Origin of the sequence: Kitasatospora sp. NPDC048545, assembly GCF_040651155.1 — a bacterium.
Lineage (GTDB): Bacteria > Actinomycetota > Actinomycetes > Streptomycetales > Streptomycetaceae > Kitasatospora.
Genome location: NZ_JBEZIQ010000070.1, coordinates 17,040 through 33,432, shown reverse-complemented (window position 1 = coordinate 33,432; position 16,393 = coordinate 17,040). Strand labels below are relative to the sequence as shown.

The following is a 16,393-nucleotide window of genomic DNA, read 5'->3' as shown; positions in this document are numbered from 1 at the left end:
GCGCGGGACGCCTCGGAAGGGTGACCAGGTGAAGCCGGACACGGTGGTGAGGGAACGCGACTGGGCGGGGCTGCTGGCCGGGGCGATGGCCGGTCGCGACCTGTCGGCGGACGACCTGACCTGGGCGATGGACCGGATCATGCGGGGCGAGGTCGGCCCGGCGAGGCTGGCCGGGTTCCTGGTCGCGCTGCGGGCCAAGGGCGAGACGGTGGAGGAGGTCTCGGGCCTGGTGCGGGCGATGCGGGCGCACGCCGTGCCGCTGGAGGTGCCGGGGCCGACCCTGGACATTGTCGGTACCGGCGGGGACGGGGCGGCCACCGTCAACATCTCCACCATGGCCTCGGTGGTGGCCGCCGCGGCGGGCGCCCGGGTGGTCAAGCACGGCAACCGCGCGGCCTCCTCGGCCTGCGGCTCGGCCGACGTGCTGGAGCGGCTCGGCGTGGTGCTGGAGCTGCCGGTCGACCGGATCGCCCTGGTGGCACGGAAGGCGGGGATCACGTTCTGCTTCGCTCCGGTGTTCCACCCGGCGATGCGGCACGCCGCCGCCTCCCGGCGCGAGCTGGGTGTGCCCACCGTGCTCAACCTGCTCGGCCCGCTGTCCAACCCGGCCTTCCCCACGGCGCTGGCGGTGGGAGCTGCGGAGCGGCGGACGGCGGAGCTGATCGCGGGGGTGCTGGCGCGGCGGGGCTGCGAGGCACTGGTCTTCCGAGGGGACGACGGCCTGGACGAACTGACGGTCACCACGACCTCCACGGTCTGGTCGGTGCACCGCGGCGCGGTCCGCCGCGAGCACCTCGATCCGCTCGACCTCGGTGTTCCGCGATCGCTGCCGGAAGGGCTGCGCGGCGGCGACCCGGCGTTCAACGCGGCGGTCGTACGGGCGGTGCTCGCGGGGGAGCGCGGACCGGTGCGGGACGCGGTGCTGCTGTCGGCGGCGGCGGGGCTCGCCGCCCTCGAACCCTCGGACGAGCCGGTCGCGCGGCGGCTGCCGCCGGGGCTGGACCGGGCCGCCCGGGCGATCGACTCCGGTGCCGCGGCGCGGCTGCTGGACGACTGGGTGGCGCTGACCGCCCGGCTGGCGGCCGGTGGCTGACCGGTCGGCCGGGTCGGCGGCGCGCCGCGGCGCACCGCCGGCCGGTTCGGTCCGCTGCTCACCGGGACAGCCCCGAGAGCCGCAGCACCAGGTCCTTCACCTCGGTGGCGCGGTAGCCCGGACGGGCCGCCGAGGGATCCGAGCAGAGCAGCACCGGGCCGTCGGCGGGGTCGTCGGGCAGCCTGCCGTGGCTGCCGCGCACCAGCGTGGCGTCCAGCGGTACCACCGTCATCGGCGCCCGCAGGCCCACTCGCTTGCGCAGCACGGTCAGGGCCGCCCGGGCCTTCACCCACGGGACCCGCGGGTCGAAGAAGAGCTCGGCCGGGTCGTATCCGGGCTTGCGGTGGATCTCCACCCCGCGGGCGAAGTCCGGAGCCCGGGCGTCGTCCAGCCAGTAGTAGTACGTGAACCACGCGCCCGGCTCGGCGACCACGACCAGCTCGCCGGCCCGCTCGTGGTCGATCTCCAGCGCCCGCTGCGCGGGCCGGTCGAGCACCTCGGCCACCCCGGGGACGGCCCGCAGCACCTCGCGCACCCGGGGGACGTCGGACGGGTCCCGGACGTAGACGTGCGCCGCCTGGTGGTCGGCGACGGCGAAGGCGCGCGAGCCGTGGGGGTCGAGGTACTCCATGCCGCGCTGGGTGAAGACCCCCAGCAGTCCCTCGCCGCGCAGCACCCGGTTGAGGTGCACCGGCCGGTCCACCGCGGTGATGCCGTACTCGCTGAGGGCGAGCACGGTCACACCCCGGTCGCGCAGTTCGTCGAGGAACGGCGCCAGCGCGGCGTCCGCCATCCGGGCCGCCCGGATCGCCTCCGGGCCGTCGGGCCCGTAGCGCTGCAGGTCGTAGTCGAGGTGGGGCACGTAGACGAAGGACAGGTCGGGCGAGACGGCGCGCACCACCAGCCGGGCGGCCCGGACGATCCACTCGGTGCCGGCGATCCCGGCCGCGGGCCCCCAGTACCGGAACAGCGGGAACGGGCCGAGCGCGTCGGTGAGCGCGTCGCGCAGACCGGCCGGGCGGGTGTAGCAGTCCGGCTCCTTGCGGCCGTCGTAGCGGTACACCGGACGGGGCGTCAGCACGGTGTCGACCTCGGCGCCCATCGCGTACCACCAGCAGAGGTAGGCGGTGCGGTGCGCGGGGTCGACGGCGCGGGCCGCGTGCCACACCTTCTCGCCGGCGACGAGGCCGTTGTGCTGGCCCCAGAACCGGACCTCGCCGAGGTCGCGGTCGTACCAGCCGTTGCCGACCGCGCCGTGCCGGGCCGGGGACAGCCCGGTGATCACGCTGGCCTGGACGGTCGAGGTCACCGCCGGGAACACGGTGGTGAGCGGGGCGGTGAAGCCCTCCTCGCCGATCCGGCTCAGGTTGGGCATGTGCCGCAGCAGCCGCGGGGTGACCCCGACGGTGCAGAGTACGACGACCGGTGTCCGTCCGCTCATGGTCCGGGCTCCTTCAGTCCGAGGCCGGTCAACGCCTGCCGGGCCCAGGCGAGTTCGGCGGCGATGCCGTCGGCGAGGGCGGCCGGGGCGGCGGCGCGCCGCCCCTCGGGCAGGACGTTCCAGGTGTACGTCTCCACCTCGACGTGGTCGCAGGCCGCGTCGGGACGGTCGAACAGGGCGGCCAGCACGGCGTCCAGGACCGGCCGGGTGCTGCGCAGCGGCGGTGCCGGGTCGGCGTGCAGCGGCACGTGGAAGTGGACCCGCCACGGCGCCCGGCGGGGCAGGCCGTCCGCGCCGAGCGCCTCGTCCAGGTCGTCGCGGGCCAGCGGCTCGGGGGCCGACCGCTCCCGGGTCTGGTGCAGGAACCGCGGCTCGACGAACTCCGCCAGGGCGGCGGCCACCGCCGGATCGGACGGGTCCTCGGCGTGCAGGGCGCAGGAGGCCTGGAGCTTGACGACCGGCAGCCCGGCGGCCTCCAGGCGGGCGAGGGCCGCCGCGGGGTCCTCGAAGGCGACCGCGAGGTGGCAGGCGTCCAGGCAGACCCCGAACACCGCCGGGTCGAGCCCGCCCAGCAGCCGCACGGCCTGCTCGGTGCGTTCGACCACGCAGCCGGGTTCCGGTTCGAAGCCGACCCGCACCGGTCGCCCCTCCCGGGCGGCGAGCTCGCTCAGGCCGGAGCCGAGCGCCTCCAACTGCGCCGCGGCCGCCGCCTGCCGGGGCCCGTCCCACCAGGGGGCCCAGCCGAGCGGCAGGGTGGACAGGCTGCCCCGTTCGGCGTCCGGGGGCAGCAGCCCGGCCAGGATCCCGGCCAGGTCGAGGGTGTAGCGCAGCCGGGCCGGCTCCGACCAGTCGGGCCGGTAGACGGCCCGTTTCACCCGGGGGGCGTGGAAGTCCCGGTAGGGGAAGGCGTTGAGGGAGACCACCTCCAGACCCCGGACGGCCAGTTCGCGGCGCAGCCGGGCGACCGCCGGGGGATCGCCGGCGAGCGCGTCGGCGGCCGGCCGGGGCAGCCACAGCCCGACGCCGAGCCGGTCCGTGCCCAGGCGTTCGCGCACCGGTACGGCGTACCGGTCGAGCTGGCCGATGACGCCGGCGAGGGACTCGGCGGGGTGCACGTTGGTGCAGTACGAGAGGTGGACGGTGCTTCCGTCACCGTGCCGTAGGCGCATCGTTCCCGTCAACTCCCGCCACGAGCAATGGAGTTGCCCTCGTGAGTGGCCGCCTCCAGGACGTCCGGGAGCTCCGGCCGGAGCCGGCCGCTCTGCCCGTAGAACGAGACCGGATTGCGCCAGAGCACCTGGTCCACGTCGTCCTCGGTGAACCCGGCGGCGAGCATCGCGCGTCCGGTGGCGGCGGTGAGCAGTGGGTCGCTGTGGCCCCAGTCGGCGGCCGAGTTGACCAGCATCCGCTCGGTGCCGTACCGCTCCAGCACGCGCACCACGCGCTCGGGAGTCATCTTGGTGTCCGGGTAGACCGAGAAGCCCAGCCAGCAGCCGCTGCCCGCCACCTGGTCGACCGTCACCTCGTTGAGGTGGTCCAGCAGCACCAGCGCGGGATCCAGACCGGACTCCTCGACCAGCGCGAGGGACCGGCGGGTACCGGCGGCCTTGTCCCGGTGGGGGGTGTGCACCAGGGCGGGCAGGCCGTGTTCCGCGGCGAGGGCGAGCTGCAGGGCGAAGGCCTTCTCCTCCGCGGCGGTGCCGGAGTCGAAGCCGATCTCCCCCACCGCCACCACCGAGTCCTTGGCCAGGTAGCGCGGCAGCACGTCCAGCACGCCCGCGCAGCGCGGGTCGTTGGCCTCCTTCGGGTTGAGGGCGAGCGCACAGTGGTGCGCGATGCCGAACCGCGCGGCGCGGTACGGCTCCCAGCCCAGCAGGGTGTCGAAGTAGTCGGTGAAGCTGCCGACCCCGGTTCGGGGCTGGCCGAGCCAGAAGGACGGCTCGACCACGCAGCGCACGCCCGCGGCGCGCATCGCCCGGTAGTCGTCGGTGGTCCGTGAGGTCATGTGGATGTGCGGGTCGAGGATCCGCATCGGCGGTACTACTCCTTGCCTCGGAGGGTGACCGGTCGGTGGGACGCCACGTCGGCCGGGGTGAGCAGGGCGAGCGCCTCCGGCGGGGCGGGGCGCCCTGCGGCCTCGCGTTCGCGCACGAGAGCGGTCAGCATCACGCGCAGCTCCCGGTCGGCGCGTTCGTGCAGGTCGGCGACGGCGCTCAGCGGCACGCCGGTGAACAGGCACTTCAGAACGGCGTCGCGCCACAGCGCCTGGTCGAGGTGGCGCCGTGCGTACGGGCCGACGGCGGCGGCCAGCAGCCGGGTGTCGTGGGTGCGCAGCGCGTCCTCGACCAGCCCGACCGCGCCGTCCCCCACACCGAGCAGGGGCAGTGCGCGCAGGACGGCCACCCGCTCGGCGGCATCGCCGTACCGGTAGCAGGCCTCGGCCTCGGCGAGTCGCTGCCCGTCCGCCGCGGGAACGGCGAGCAGCAGCAGGGCGCGGGCGGCGTCCGCGGCCGTCCAGCCCTCGGCGCCGGGCGGCGGCTCGGGCAGTCGGCGGTGTCCGCAGGCCCGTCCGGCGGCCGGGAAGAGGACGGCGAGGGCACCGGGGTCGGCTGCCAGGCGGCGCAGCGCGTCGTGCAGCCAGGCGGCGCTGGCCCGGTCCGGGCCCGCTTCGAGCGACGAGGTCAGCAGGGCGGGGGCGGGTACAGGGACAGGTGCGGTCATGGGAGCGGTCCTCTCTCCGGCGGTGTCCCCGGTCATGTCGGTGACACCCGGCGGGCCAGGCGGCGGGCCAGCGGGAGGGCGGTGGCCAGGGCGAGGGCGGGCAGCGGAGCCCCGGCCCGGGCGGCGAGCGCGGCCTGGAGCGGCACCATGGCGTGGATGCCGGCGCCCACCGAGCGGCGGACCCGGCCCGCGTCGGGCAGCCGGGCGGCGGCCGCCTGGGCGGTGCCGAAGTGCCAGCCGTACCAGCCCGCCAGGGCGGCCTGGGCCGCCCCGGCGACCCGTGCGGCGCGGCTCGGCAGACCGTGGCCGCCGGTCCGGGCACGGCGGGGCAGCGCCGCCGCCGCGGTGATCAGACCGGTGGCCGCGAGAGTGGCCCGGGGCAGCGCCGGCTCGGCCCCGTGCACCTCGTCGCGACTCAGCCGGGTCACCGTCGCGGTGTGGGCGGTGAGCACCGCGGCCGGGAGCAGCGCCCGCCGGGCCGTCCCCGGACCGGGGGCCGTGGCACCGAGCAGCAGGTCGAGGCCGCGGGCCGCGCCCATCGCGGCGGGCCCCAGCGGCCCGGACTTCAGGCCGAGGTCGTAGGCCCAGACGGTCGCGGCCAGCGGCACCGCGACGGCCAGCGAATGGCGCCCGCCGCTGAGCCCGGCGAGAGCCAGCGAGGCCGCGGTGCCGGCGACCGCCACGGCCAGGGCGGTGCCCGGGCGGACCCGGCCGGAGGGCACCGGCCGGTGCGAGCGTTCGTAGGCGTCGACGGTGCGGTCCGCGTAGTCGTTGAGGGCCATTCCGGCCCAGTAGAGGCTGACCGAGGCCGCGGCGAGCCCGGCGACCGCCGGGCCGAGCGGACGCCCGGCCGACAGGGCGCCGACCAGGGTGTCGCCCGGGACGGTCAACGCGGCCGGGGCCCGGACGAGTTCGAACAGCGGCCCCGGCCCGCGGGTGCCGCTCATCGGCCGGCCACCGAGGCGGCCCAGTCGAGCAGGGCCCGGTACTGGCCGTCCAGGTCGTGCGGGACGCCACCCGACCCGGAGGCGGCGGCCGCGGCCGGGTCCGGGTCGAACGGGTCCTTGAAGAAGAGGGCGAACTGGCTCTGCGGGCCGCCGGCACCGGCGCGGCTCGCCACCGCCATCAACCGGACCAGGTCGAGCACCAGCGGTGCGGCGAGTGCCGAATCGCAGCCCTGCCAAGTGAATTGGAGGGTCATTCGGACACCGAGGAAGCCCTCGAAGCCGATGTGGTCCCAGGCGGTCTTCCACTCCCCGAGGTCGGGGACGTTGTCGATGTGGGTCCGGCCCTCCACGGGGTGGTCGAGCAGGCTCGACAGCACCCGGTTCTTGGAGTCGGACTTGCTCCGGGCCGCCGCCGGGTCCTGCAGGGTCGCGCCGTCGCCGCCGCCGAGCAGATTGGTGCCCGACCAGGAGCGGACCCGCAGGGCGCGGCGGGCGAACATCGGTGCGAGCACGCTCTTCACCAGGGTCTCGCCGGTCTTGCCGTCCCGCCCCGCGCAGGGCAGGCCTCGCTCGGCGGCCAGCCGGAGCAGCGCCGGCAGCTGAACCCCCGTGGACGGGGTGAAGTCGACGTACGGGCAGCCGGCGGTCAGCGCGGCGTAGGCGTAGAGGGAACTCGGCGGCAGGACGGCGCCGGGCCGGGCGAGAGCCCGGTCGAGCTCCGCGGGGCTGTCGGGCACGGACGCGGCGGGTACGGGAGGCTCCGTCGACGAGAGGTTGACCACCACGACGGTGTCCAGCCCGTGGCGCCGGCGGAAGGAATCCAGGTCCGCACGGAGCCGTCCGGCCTGCGCGGCCTGAGTCCCGGGTGCACCGGGGCCGACCCCGGGCCGGATCTCCCGGTCGGCCGCGTCGAGCGCCTCCCCGACCCCGGCGGCCACCCGGTCCGGCAGCACGCCGTCCTGCACCAGCCGGTCGGCGCGCTTGCGCAGCGCGACCTCGGTCAGGTCGTGTCCGCCGAACACCAGCTCGGCGAACCCGGGAAGCGGCAGCGGACGCAGGGCGGCGGTCTCGGTGAGACACCCCACGGGCTCCGCGAGCCCACCGGCGAGCGCCGCGGCACCGGCGACCACGGTCGTGGCCACCGACCCCCGCGCACCCACCAGCCACACTCCGGTCCGGTTCCCCATGCTCCGCCTCCCGTCCGCGCGGTCCGGGTCGACCGGCGCTGCGGCCAGCATGGGGGGCGGTGCTATGGCGGTGGCATCGGGTGGTTATCGCGGCTCGGGCGCGGGCTCGGGCGCGGGTGGGGGATGGGTGCGGCGAGCGGTGGGGGCGGGGGTTCGGTGGCGGCTGCGCCGGTGCGCGCGCGATGGGTGGGGCCAGGTGGGCGGCGGCGTGGGGCGCGGGTGTGGAGCGGCCGGGGCGGGCGGTGGTGTGGCCCGTCGTTAGGGGCGGGGGCCGCGGAGGCGCCAGACGGCGGGGCGGAGTTCGAGGGCATCGTCGGATGGGCAGGGTGCGGTGGCGGAGCGCAGGCCGCGTCGGGCGAAGGCGTCGAGGCGGCGGTCGCGCAGGGCCTCGGCCAGGTCGCGGCAGGTGGTGAAGGCTCTCGTGGCCGCGTGCGACCGGCCGTCGGCAAGGGCGAGCAGGGCCTCGCAGCGGGCGGCCTCGAAGCGGGCCCGGCGGTCGCCGGAGGCCCGGGCGGCTTCGGCGGCCCGTTCGACCAGGGCGCGGGTCTCGGAGGACGGACGGTGCTCCAGGGTGAGGTCCGCGAGGCCGGTGAGTGCCCTGGCCTCCTCGGTGCGGTCGCCCACCGACTCGGCGGTCCGGCGGGCCTCCTCGTAGCGGTCGGCGGCCAGCTCAAGGTGGTGTTGCTGCCAGGCGAGGTCGCCCAGGGAGCGCAGCGCGGCGGCGCGCGCGGACGGGTCGTCCAGTCGGCCGGCGGCGTCCAGCGCTACCTGTTGGACGACGTTCCACTCCGGCCAGGCGGCGGAGGCCTCCAGGAGTCCGGTGACGGCGCGGGCCAGTCGGAGCGCCGGCTGCCAGAGCCCCCGCTCGTACGCGAGGACGACGGCTCCCACCAGGGCGGCGCGTTCCTCGGTGAACCAGTGGTCGGGGCGCCGGCCGTGGACGGCGCCGCCGCCGGCGTGGTCGCGCGGCGCGGCCGCGGTGCCGGAGGCGATGAGTTCCTCGGCGAGTTCGGCGGCGGCCGTGAAGTCCGTGCAGAACCGTTCGGTCACGGCGGCGACCGTCTCGGCGGGTTCCTCGGCGGCGAGTTCGGCGGACAGCAGCCGCAGCAGGACGGGGAGGCGGTAGTGCGGCAGCCCGGAGCCGTACGGGCGTTCGGCTTCCAGGAGGTGGTCGTCGACCAGGCGGTCGAGCAGCCGTTCGGCCTTCGGTGGGGAGGTGTCGAGGGCGGCGGCGGCCGCGGGGGCGCCGAACGGCGCGGCGGGCAGGAGTCCGAGCCGGGCCAGGGCCTGCCGCTGGTCGGGGCAGAGGCCGCGGGTGAGCACGGTGCGGATGTCCTGGCCGTTGGCGCGCAGTTCGTCGAGGCGGGAGGTCTCGTCGTCGAGCCGGGTGGCGAAGGCGGCCGGGGTCCAGTGCGGGTGGGCGGCGAGCCGGTCGCCGGCGATCCGCAGTGCGGCGGGCACGTGTCCGCAGGCGGCCAGGATCCGTGCGGTGCTGTCGGGGTCGGTCCGGGAGTGCGGTGCGCCGGCCGCGCTGTCGAGCATCCGGAGGGCCTGGTCCTCAGACGGTCGGCTCAGCCGCAGGACGGACGCGGGGGTGCCCTCGTCGGGGGCGCGCCGGGTGGTGACCAGGGTGACGCTGTCCGGGGCGGTGGGCAGCAGGGGCCGCAGGCCTTCGGTGTCGGGGGCGTTGTCGAGGACGATCAGGATCCGTCGGCCGTCCAGCAGTCGGTCGAGGAGGCCGCGGCGCTCCGGTTCGGTGTCGGGCAGCGGGCCGGTGGCGCCGAGGCCGCGCAGCAGACGGGGCAGCGGATCGTTGGCGGGGGAGGTGCGGGCGTGGTCCAGGTCGATCAGGATCCGGCCGTCCGGGAAGGCGTCGGCGACGCGGTGCGCGGCGTGCAGGGCGAGCGAGGACTTGCCGGCTCCGGGGCCACCGGTGAGGACGACGGTGCCGCCGGTCGGAGCGCCGCGCAGCAGCGCGTCGAGCCGGTCCAGTTCGGCTTCGGGCGGGAGCAGGCCCGGTTCGACGGCCGGCGGCGCGGGCGGGGCGGGCCGGGGCGGTTCGGGCTCGGTCCGCCGTAGCTCCCGGTCGCCGGCGAGGAGCCGTTGGTGCAGATTCTGGAGGTCCGGCCCGGGTTCGATGGCGAGCTCCTGGACCAGGGTACGGCGCAGCGAGGAGAACACCTGGAGCGCTTCGGCCTGCCGGCCGGCGCGGTAGAGGGCCACCATCAGCTGCCCGTGCAGTTCCTCGCGCAGCGGGTGCTCGGCGACGGCGGCCTGCAGTTCGCCGAGGAGTTCCTGGTGCCGGCCGAGTCGGAGGCCGGCCCGGAACCGGCCCTCCAGGGCGGCGGTGCGCAGTTCGGTCAGGCGGGTGGCCGCCGCGCTGAGCACGGGGCCGGCCGGGACGTCCGGGAGGAAGGGGCCGCGCCACAGGGCGAGCGAGCGCGCGTAGAGCTCGGCGGCCTCGGCGTGGGCCCCGTCGCGCTGGGCGGCCGCGGCCTCCTCGCCGTACCGCTCGAAGCAGCTGACGTCCAGTCCGCAGGTGTCGAGTTCCAGCAGGTAGCCGTGTCGGCCGGTGTGGATGGCGGGCGGCGTCTCCTCGGGCCCGGCGTCGGCGATCAGCTTGCGGAGGTGGGAGATGTAGACCTGGAGGGTGGTGGTCGCGGTGCGCGGCGGGGTGTCGTCCCACAGCTCGGTGATGAGGGTTTCGATCGGTACGGCCTCGTTGGCGCGGACCAGCAGGGTGGCGAGGACGACGCGGGGCTTGGCGGCGGGAGGGGTCAGATCCGTTCCGGGGTTGCCGGGGCCTCGGACCTCCATGGGACCGAGTACACGGAATCGCACGTCGAGGCCTCGCCTTCGCCCGGGTACGGACCTGCCGGGAACACCATACGGCCCTTCGAACTGCCGTGCAGTTCGGATTTCCTGGCGTGACGTCAGTACTCCTGGCGGACGGTCGCGGTGGCCTCCAGGACGGTCCGTTCGTGCTGGCTGACGGTCAGGGTGACGGGTGCGCCGGGCTGTCCGAGGTCGTTGACGGAGAGCTCGCCCGGTACGGCGGTGCAGTACATGGGTGCCCCGGCCACCGCGGCGCCGCGTCGGCGCAGCGCGAGCGAGGTGACGACGGTGCGCTCCGGGGTGAGCCCGCAGGCGAGCCGGACGCACAGCACGGCGGCCTGCCGGGCCACCTCCACCAGGGTCAGATCGGGTACCGGCCCGCCGGGGTCGGCGCCCAGTCCGTGGCCGCCGCCGGGGATCAGCACGGGGGCGGAGAGCCGGGCGTAGGTGTTGAGCGAGGGGGTGCCGAGCAGGACGTTGCCCGGTGCCGAGCGGCCCACGTCGGCGGGGCGGACCGGGGCGGCGGGTCGGGCCGGTTCCGGCAGGTACCGCGGCAGTGGGGCGAGGAAGGCCAGTGCGGAGGAGATCCGGGCGCAGACGGCGTCGTCCAGGCGGACGCCGCAGTCGAGGTCGAGGCCGTGGGTGCCGCGGCCGATGACCCGGCGGGGGCGGACGGCCAGGTCCAGGGCGAGCCGGGGGGTGCGCCGGTCCGCGTGCCAGGCGCCCGGGTCCGTGAGGTGGAGCTCGTAGCGGTCGAGGCGGGCCGGCAGGCTGCCGGGGATTCCGAAGTACTTGTATCCGATGAATTCGCCTGCGTCCAGCAGGATTTCGGTGACGTGCTGCCAGTCGTGGAACGGCCCGTCCTCCTCGCCGGGCAGGGCGGCGCCGGCGGGCAGCGCGCCGGAGAGGGCGAAGTACTCCTCCTCGACGGAGGGGCCGTTTGTCAGGTGGGTGCTCGACAGCAGGGTCCGGTGGATCAGGTGGAGGGCGGCGTGGGCGGCTGGTCGACGGCAGGCTCGCATGACGGCGTCTTCCACTGTCCCCCGCTTCCCTCCGAGCCGTCGACGGCCGACGACCCGAGTTCGTTCACTGTCTGTCAACTGCTGATCATGATCGGCGGCATCCGGGTGGCAGGAAGCTGCATGGCCGCTACTGCCGGGTGCGCCGTCGGGGGCGGTCTGCTACATCCAGCCGTCCCCTTGGCCGGCGTCGGTCGGCAGCAGCCAGCCGAGGGCGACCGCCTTGACGCCGGCCTGGAAGCGGCTGTCCGCCCGCAGCTCCTCGGTGATCTCCGAGATGTGCCGGCGGCAGGTCCGCACCGACATGCCCAGCCGGCGGGCGACCACCTCGTCCTTGTGGCCTTCGGCCATCAGCCGGACGATGGCCTGTTTCACCTCGCCGACCATGGGCCCGTCGGAGGCCGGGCCGGCGTCGAACGGCACCCCCTGCCGCCACAGGTACTCGAACACCGAGCAGTGGTAGGCGACCAGGCTCGGTTCGCGGACCACGACGGCGCCGAGCGCCCCGGGTTCCCGCTGGGGGACGAAGGCGACCTCCCGGTCGATGATGATGACCCGGTCGATGACCTCCCCGGCGGTGCGGAACTGCCCGCCGGCCGCCGACACCTCCCGTACCACCTCCTGGGTCCCCGGATCGGTGCGGGCGGTGTGCTGGTACAGCGTCCGCAGGGCCAGGCCGTGGCCGAGGATCGACAGCCCGCTCTCCTTGGCGGCGCGCAGCAGGTGCGGTGGGCGGGCGCCGCCGGGCTGGACGGTGAGCACCTCCCGGGTGGCGCGCTTGATGGTGTAGTCGATCATGGACTGGACGGTCTCCGGTTCGCTGATCGCGTCCACGGCCTCGACGTGGTTGCGCAGCCGTCGGCCCTCGAAGTAGACGGGCCGCAGCGAGGCGAGCTGGGAGCGGAGGTTGGAGATGTGCTGGTCCAGCTCGTTCAGGTGCTGTTCCATCGGGCCCAGCAACGTGGATGACGCCGCATCAGGGCTGACCGGGACGAGTCTGAGCGGGTCGCCCGGGACGGGCCGGATCAGCCGCAGGACCCGCAGGACCCGCTCGGTGCGCTTGACACCGGCGGGGGAGAGGTTGAGTTGGGTGGCGACCGTGTCGGGCCTGAACCGGCCTTCCAGTACGGCGAGTCGGTAGGCGGCCGCGCTGACGTCGTCCAGATGGTCGAACTCCGATTCGGCGGTGTCGTGATTCACGGCTCGGCCTCCCCAGTGCCTGCACTTGCTGTCTTGCAACAATATGCCACGGTCAACGCCGGTGGGCCGAGTGATGATTGGGATAGCAGTGTCTGCGGCGGTCCCTTGGGTCATCCTTTGCCGTGGACGAACGCAAACGGGAGGAATAGTCATGGCTTGGTCCTCGAAATCCGCATTCGTGCGTCGTACGGTGGTCGGCGCGGCCGCGTTGGTTTCGGCAATTGCCGTCGGTGCCGGTGGGCTTGGGGATCTGACCGGCTCCGGTCACGGAAAGGCCGGCCTGGTCACGAACTTCGGCGCGATTGCCGGCGCCGGGGATTCGGCGGGCCCGGACGATGCGATCTGGGGCAGCACGCGGTACTGAATGCCCGATTCCGGACGGGTTTCGGTCGGCCCCGGTCCGGCGTGATTCCGCTCCGCTGATTCGACAAGTTCTACACATCTGTAGAAGTCGGCGACCGTGCGCCACGACGGCCCCGGACCGGACCGGGGCGAAGGCCGTCGACGGCACCTCGGACGGGTGCCATCGACGGCCTTCCCCGGTTCCCGGCCGACCGGCCCGGCCCCGCCTCACCGCAACCGCGGCGGCTCCGCCCACAGGGCGGCCCGCACGTCCGTGGACCGCACCTGGCCGTCCGCCCCGGCCACCACCACGGCCGGTGAGCCGATCCCGGTGACCTCGCCGACGACCTGCGCGTACCGGCCGTACCGGTTCGACCGCAGGGCCGCCAGCACGTCCTCCGCGGCGTCCGCCGCCACGCACAGGCACAGGCAGCCCTCGTCGGTGGCGTAGAGCGGGTCCAGGCCCAGCAGTTCGGCCGCCGCCCCGATCTCGTGCTGGACCGGGATCCACGCCTCGACCACCCGCACCGTCAGCCGGGACGCGGACGCCTGGGCCTGCAGCGCCCCGGCCAGACCGCCCCGGGCCAGCCGGTGGACGAAGCGCACCGCACCCGGCGGAGCGGCGGCGCGGGCCGAGGCCAGCAGCTCGGCGAGCGGGGCGCAGCCGCTCGGGACCACGTTCTCCAGCCCGAGGTCCTGGCGCACCGAGAGCAGGTGGACCGCGTACCCGCCCAACCGGGACGTGAGGAGCACCAGATCGCCCGGGCGCGCGTCGGACATCCGCTGGGCGGGTCCGAGCCGCACTCCGAACCCGGTGGTGTGGACGAAGAGCCGGTTGGCCTCCCCGGCCCGCACCACCCGCGCCTCGACGTCGACGATCCGCACCCCCGCCTCCCGGGCGGCGTCCCGGGCCGACTCCACGGCCCGCCGCAGCAGCGAACCGGGCAGCCCCGCCTCGATGGTGAGACCGAGGGTGAGCCAGGCCGGCTCCGCGCCCGCCGCGGCCAGGTCGTTGATCGCACGGCAGGCGGCCACCCGGCCGATGTCCCCGTCACCGAAGAACGGCGGGTCGATGGTGCAAGAGCTGCTGGTCACGGCCAGGCGGGAGCCGTCCCGGGGCAGGTCCGCCGGTTCCGGCGCCCAGGTATCGCCCAGCAACTCGGCGACGTACGCGCCGAGTTCTCCGCCCAACCCGGTGTCGTCGTCGTGGTCGAGCGTGATCTGCCGGTTCGTGAACCGGTCGTGGTCGTGTCTCACCGCAGGCTCCCTCCCGCCGGACCGCTGGTTCCCCCCTGCGGGCGCCCGGCTCCCGGCCAAGTCTGCCCGCACCCGCCGGGAGCGGGGCCGGAACCCGCCGAGCGGCCGCCGCACAAAGGTCCCTTTAGTGAGCGGGTGTTACTCATGGAACAGATCGTGGCTCAGCAGCCCGGTCAACGGGGAGGTAGATCCATGAGGGCGTCCACGCCGCACAGTACGGCCCGATGCGCGTTCCGTCTGCTCGGCCCGCTCCAGGTCGCCGTCGGCGGCCGCGGGGTGGAGATCCGCTCCGCGCGGCAGCGGGCCCTGCTGGCGAGGCTCCTGCTCGCCCAGGGCCAGGTGGTGTCGGTGGACACCCTGGTCGCGGACGTCTGGGGCGGAGAGCCGCCGAACAGCGTCCGCACCCAGGTCCACATCTGCGTTGCGGGGCTGCGCAAGCTCCTCCGGGACGCCGGCTGCCGCGGCGAGGTGATCAGCACCGTCGCCCCCGGCTACCGGATCGACCCGGACGACCACCGGGTGGACGCCGCCGCCTTCGCCGCCCTCGCCGAGGAGGGCTACCGGCTCGCCCGGGCCGGACGGGCCGGGCCGGCCGTCGAGCGACTGCGCGAGGCCCTCGCGCTGTGGCGGGGCCCGGCACTCGGCGGGGTGGACACCGAGTTCGCCGAGGCCGAGGCCGCCAGGCTGGCCGAACAGCGGATGCTCGCGGCCGAACAGCTCATGGCGCTGCGCCTGCAGCTCGGCGAGGACCGCTCGCTGATCGCCGAACTCGACTCCCTGGTACGGCAGAATCCGCTGCGTGAGCGCCTGCGCGGCTCCCTGATGCTCGCCCGCTACCGCTCCGGGCAGCGGGCGGCGGCGCTGCGCACCTACCGCGAGGGGCGCAGCCTCATCGTGGCCGAGCTCGGCCTGGAACCGGGCGTCGAACTGCGGGCGCTGCACGACCTGGTGCTGCACGACCGGGAGGGCGGCGCCGATGGCGGGCCGACCCCGCCGGCCCGCTGGGCCGATCACCCGGTTCCGGCGCAACTGCCGCCGGACAACCACGTGTTCACCGGCCGGGAAGCGGAACTGCGCAGGCTGGACGGGGCGCTGGCGGCGGCCGAGGACGGCCGACCGGGCCCGGTCCGGTTCGTCGTCGGCGGCCCGGGCACGGGAAAGACCGCGCTCGTCGTGCACTGGGCCCACCGCGCCGCCCGCCACTTCCCGGACGGGCAACTCTTCGTGAACCTGCGCGAGGCCGAGACCGGTGACGCGGCCGGCACCGCGGCCCGGGTGCTGCGCAGGTTCCTGCGCGGTCTCGGGGTCGCCCCGGAACGGCTGCCGGCCGCCCCCGAGGAGTGCGCCGTGCTCTACCGCAGCATGCTGGCCGGGCGCCGGCTGCTGGTGGTGCTGGACGACGTCACCCTCCCCGACCGGATCCTGCCGCTGCTGCCCGGGGACGGCCCCAGCCGGGTCGTGGCCACCGGGCCGGAGCTGGTGCTGGACAGCGGCAGCGCGGCCGGACTGCGCCTGGGCGCGCTCGGGACCGACGAGGCGGTGGCGGTGCTGGCGGCGATCGCCGGGCCGGAACGGATCCTGGGCGACCGCCGCAGCGCCGAGCGGCTGGCCGCCCTGTGCGGCGGACTGCCGGTCGCGCTGCGGGCCGCCGGAGCCCGGCTGGCGGGCCGCCCGCACTGGTCGGCCCTCGACCTGGTGGAGCGACTGGCCGACGGGCGCCGCCGCCTGGACGTGCTGGGCCACGACGCGAACGGTGTCCGGGCCTGCTTCGACCGCGCGGTGGCGGCGCTGTCGGCCGACGTGGCGGAGAGCTACCGCCGGCTCGGCGCCGCCGGGACGGCCCCCTTCGACCTGCGCACCGGCGTCAGGCTGCTGCGGCTCGGCCCCTCGGACGCGGAGGAGGCGCTGGAGCGGCTGGTCGACCGCAACCTGCTGGAGGTCGAGGGCCGGGACGCGGACCGGATGCTCCGCTACCGCTTCCCCCCGCTGCTCGGCCTGCACGCGGCGGAGTCGGCGGCCCCGGGCCGCGCGGCGGGTCTGCGCGGGCCGGCCCGGCAGGGCGTCCTCCCGGTGCCGTCGGCCCGGCTCGCCTTGGTGGCGGCGCCCGGCGCACGGACGAACCGTCGGCACCGCGCGGACGCCGACCTCAGCGGTTCCTGACCGGTCCTGTGTCGGCGTGGTGCCGATGCGGACCCTGACTGTTCCTGACCGGTCCTGTGTCGGCGTGGTGCCGATGCGGACCCTGACTGTTCCCGGCCGGTCCTGTGTCGGCGTGGTGCCGATGCGGACCCTGACTGTTCCCGGCCGGTCCTGTGTCGGCGTGGTGCCGACGCGGACCCCGACTGTTCCCG

Annotated in this window: 13 protein-coding genes; 3 read left to right on the top strand and 10 right to left on the bottom strand. The window is 75.6% G+C overall.

What is annotated here, in order from left to right; translation table 11 throughout:
* The first annotated feature begins 85 nt into the window (after nt 1–85).
* Nucleotides 86–1,093, top strand: a complete 1,008-nt coding sequence (gene trpD / locus AB0D10_RS40070; protein ID WP_360266022.1) for an anthranilate phosphoribosyltransferase — start codon at nt 86–88, stop codon at nt 1,091–1,093.
* Between the two features lie 58 nt (nt 1,094–1,151).
* Here the strand turns inward: trpD and AB0D10_RS40065 are convergent, their stop codons facing one another.
* The 9 genes from AB0D10_RS40065 to AB0D10_RS40025 form a co-directional block, all read right to left on the bottom strand.
* Nucleotides 1,152–2,534, bottom strand: coding sequence for a nucleotide pyrophosphatase/phosphodiesterase family protein (locus AB0D10_RS40065; RefSeq protein ID WP_360265993.1), 1,383 nt, complete (start codon nt 2,532–2,534; stop codon nt 1,152–1,154).
* Nucleotides 2,531–3,703, bottom strand: coding sequence for a metabolite traffic protein EboE (gene eboE, locus AB0D10_RS40060; RefSeq protein WP_360265990.1), 1,173 nt, complete (start codon nt 3,701–3,703; stop codon nt 2,531–2,533). Before eboE ends, AB0D10_RS40065 begins: the two co-directional genes overlap by 4 nt.
* Before the next feature lie 8 nt (nt 3,704–3,711).
* A complete protein-coding gene (locus AB0D10_RS40055) occupies nt 3,712–4,566 on the bottom strand; it encodes a TatD family hydrolase (RefSeq protein WP_360265987.1) in 855 nt (284 codons plus the stop codon).
* Nucleotides 4,567–4,574: 8 nt separating this feature from the next.
* Nucleotides 4,575–5,255, bottom strand: a complete 681-nt coding sequence (locus AB0D10_RS40050) for an EboA domain-containing protein (protein WP_360265984.1) — start codon at nt 5,253–5,255, stop codon at nt 4,575–4,577.
* 32 nt (nt 5,256–5,287) lie between these two features.
* Nucleotides 5,288–6,202, bottom strand: coding sequence for an SCO3242 family prenyltransferase (locus AB0D10_RS40045; protein WP_360265981.1), 915 nt, complete (start codon nt 6,200–6,202; stop codon nt 5,288–5,290).
* Nucleotides 6,199–7,389 (bottom strand): inositol-3-phosphate synthase, encoded by a 1,191-nt coding sequence (locus AB0D10_RS40040; protein ID WP_360265979.1) that lies wholly within the window; start codon nt 7,387–7,389, stop codon nt 6,199–6,201. Before AB0D10_RS40040 ends, AB0D10_RS40045 begins: the two co-directional genes overlap by 4 nt.
* Nucleotides 7,390–7,647: 258 nt before the next feature.
* Nucleotides 7,648–10,206, bottom strand: coding sequence for a BTAD domain-containing putative transcriptional regulator (locus AB0D10_RS40035; protein WP_360265976.1), 2,559 nt, complete (start codon nt 10,204–10,206; stop codon nt 7,648–7,650).
* 116 nt (nt 10,207–10,322) lie between these two features.
* Nucleotides 10,323–11,246: an AfsA-related hotdog domain-containing protein gene (locus AB0D10_RS40030; protein ID WP_360265973.1), complete on the bottom strand. Its 924-nt coding sequence runs from the start codon at nt 11,244–11,246 to the stop codon at nt 10,323–10,325.
* Nucleotides 11,247–11,405: 159 nt separating this feature from the next.
* The gene (locus AB0D10_RS40025) at nt 11,406–12,443 is read right to left on the bottom strand and encodes a hypothetical protein (protein ID WP_360265971.1); all 1,038 of its coding nucleotides are present in this window, start codon (nt 12,441–12,443) and stop codon (nt 11,406–11,408) included.
* Nucleotides 12,444–12,594: 151 nt separating this feature from the next.
* Here AB0D10_RS40025 and AB0D10_RS40020 point away from each other — a divergent pair, with 151 nt between their 5' ends.
* Nucleotides 12,595–12,807 carry a hypothetical protein gene (locus tag AB0D10_RS40020; RefSeq protein ID WP_360265969.1) on the top strand — a complete coding sequence of 71 codons (213 nt, stop codon included), beginning with the start codon at nt 12,595–12,597 and terminating at the stop codon, nt 12,805–12,807.
* Nucleotides 12,808–13,013: 206 nt separating this feature from the next.
* Here AB0D10_RS40020 and AB0D10_RS40015 read toward each other — a convergent pair whose 3' ends face one another.
* A complete protein-coding gene (locus tag AB0D10_RS40015) occupies nt 13,014–14,042 on the bottom strand; it encodes an AIR synthase-related protein (protein WP_360265966.1) in 1,029 nt (342 codons plus the stop codon).
* A 192-nt stretch (nt 14,043–14,234) separates the two neighbouring features.
* Between AB0D10_RS40015 and AB0D10_RS40010 the strand changes: the two genes are divergently transcribed.
* A complete protein-coding gene (locus AB0D10_RS40010; protein WP_360265963.1) occupies nt 14,235–16,202 on the top strand; it encodes a BTAD domain-containing putative transcriptional regulator in 1,968 nt (655 codons plus the stop codon).
* The last annotated feature ends 191 nt before the right edge of the window (nt 16,203–16,393 follow it).

What these genes read in the sequence shown, in the direction of transcription:
- trpD (WP_360266022.1), top strand. Translation starts at nt 86, where the DNA reads ATGGCCGGTCGCGACCTGTCGGCGGACGACCTGACCTGGGCGATGGAC.
- AB0D10_RS40065 (WP_360265993.1), bottom strand. Translation starts at nt 2,534, where the DNA reads ATGAGCGGACGGACACCGGTCGTCGTACTCTGCACCGTCGGGGTCACC.
- eboE (WP_360265990.1), bottom strand. Translation starts at nt 3,703, where the DNA reads ATGCGCCTACGGCACGGTGACGGAAGCACCGTCCACCTCTCGTACTGC.
- AB0D10_RS40055 (WP_360265987.1), bottom strand. Translation starts at nt 4,566, where the DNA reads ATGCGGATCCTCGACCCGCACATCCACATGACCTCACGGACCACCGAC.
- AB0D10_RS40050 (WP_360265984.1), bottom strand. Translation starts at nt 5,255, where the DNA reads ATGACCGCACCTGTCCCTGTACCCGCCCCCGCCCTGCTGACCTCGTCG.
- AB0D10_RS40045 (WP_360265981.1), bottom strand. Translation starts at nt 6,202, where the DNA reads ATGAGCGGCACCCGCGGGCCGGGGCCGCTGTTCGAACTCGTCCGGGCC.
- AB0D10_RS40040 (WP_360265979.1), bottom strand. Translation starts at nt 7,389, where the DNA reads ATGGGGAACCGGACCGGAGTGTGGCTGGTGGGTGCGCGGGGGTCGGTG.
- AB0D10_RS40035 (WP_360265976.1), bottom strand. Translation starts at nt 10,206, where the DNA reads ATGGAGGTCCGAGGCCCCGGCAACCCCGGAACGGATCTGACCCCTCCC.
- AB0D10_RS40030 (WP_360265973.1), bottom strand. Translation starts at nt 11,246, where the DNA reads ATGCGAGCCTGCCGTCGACCAGCCGCCCACGCCGCCCTCCACCTGATC.
- AB0D10_RS40020 (WP_360265969.1), top strand. Translation starts at nt 12,595, where the DNA reads ATGGCTTGGTCCTCGAAATCCGCATTCGTGCGTCGTACGGTGGTCGGC.
- AB0D10_RS40010 (WP_360265963.1), top strand. Translation starts at nt 14,235, where the DNA reads ATGAGGGCGTCCACGCCGCACAGTACGGCCCGATGCGCGTTCCGTCTG.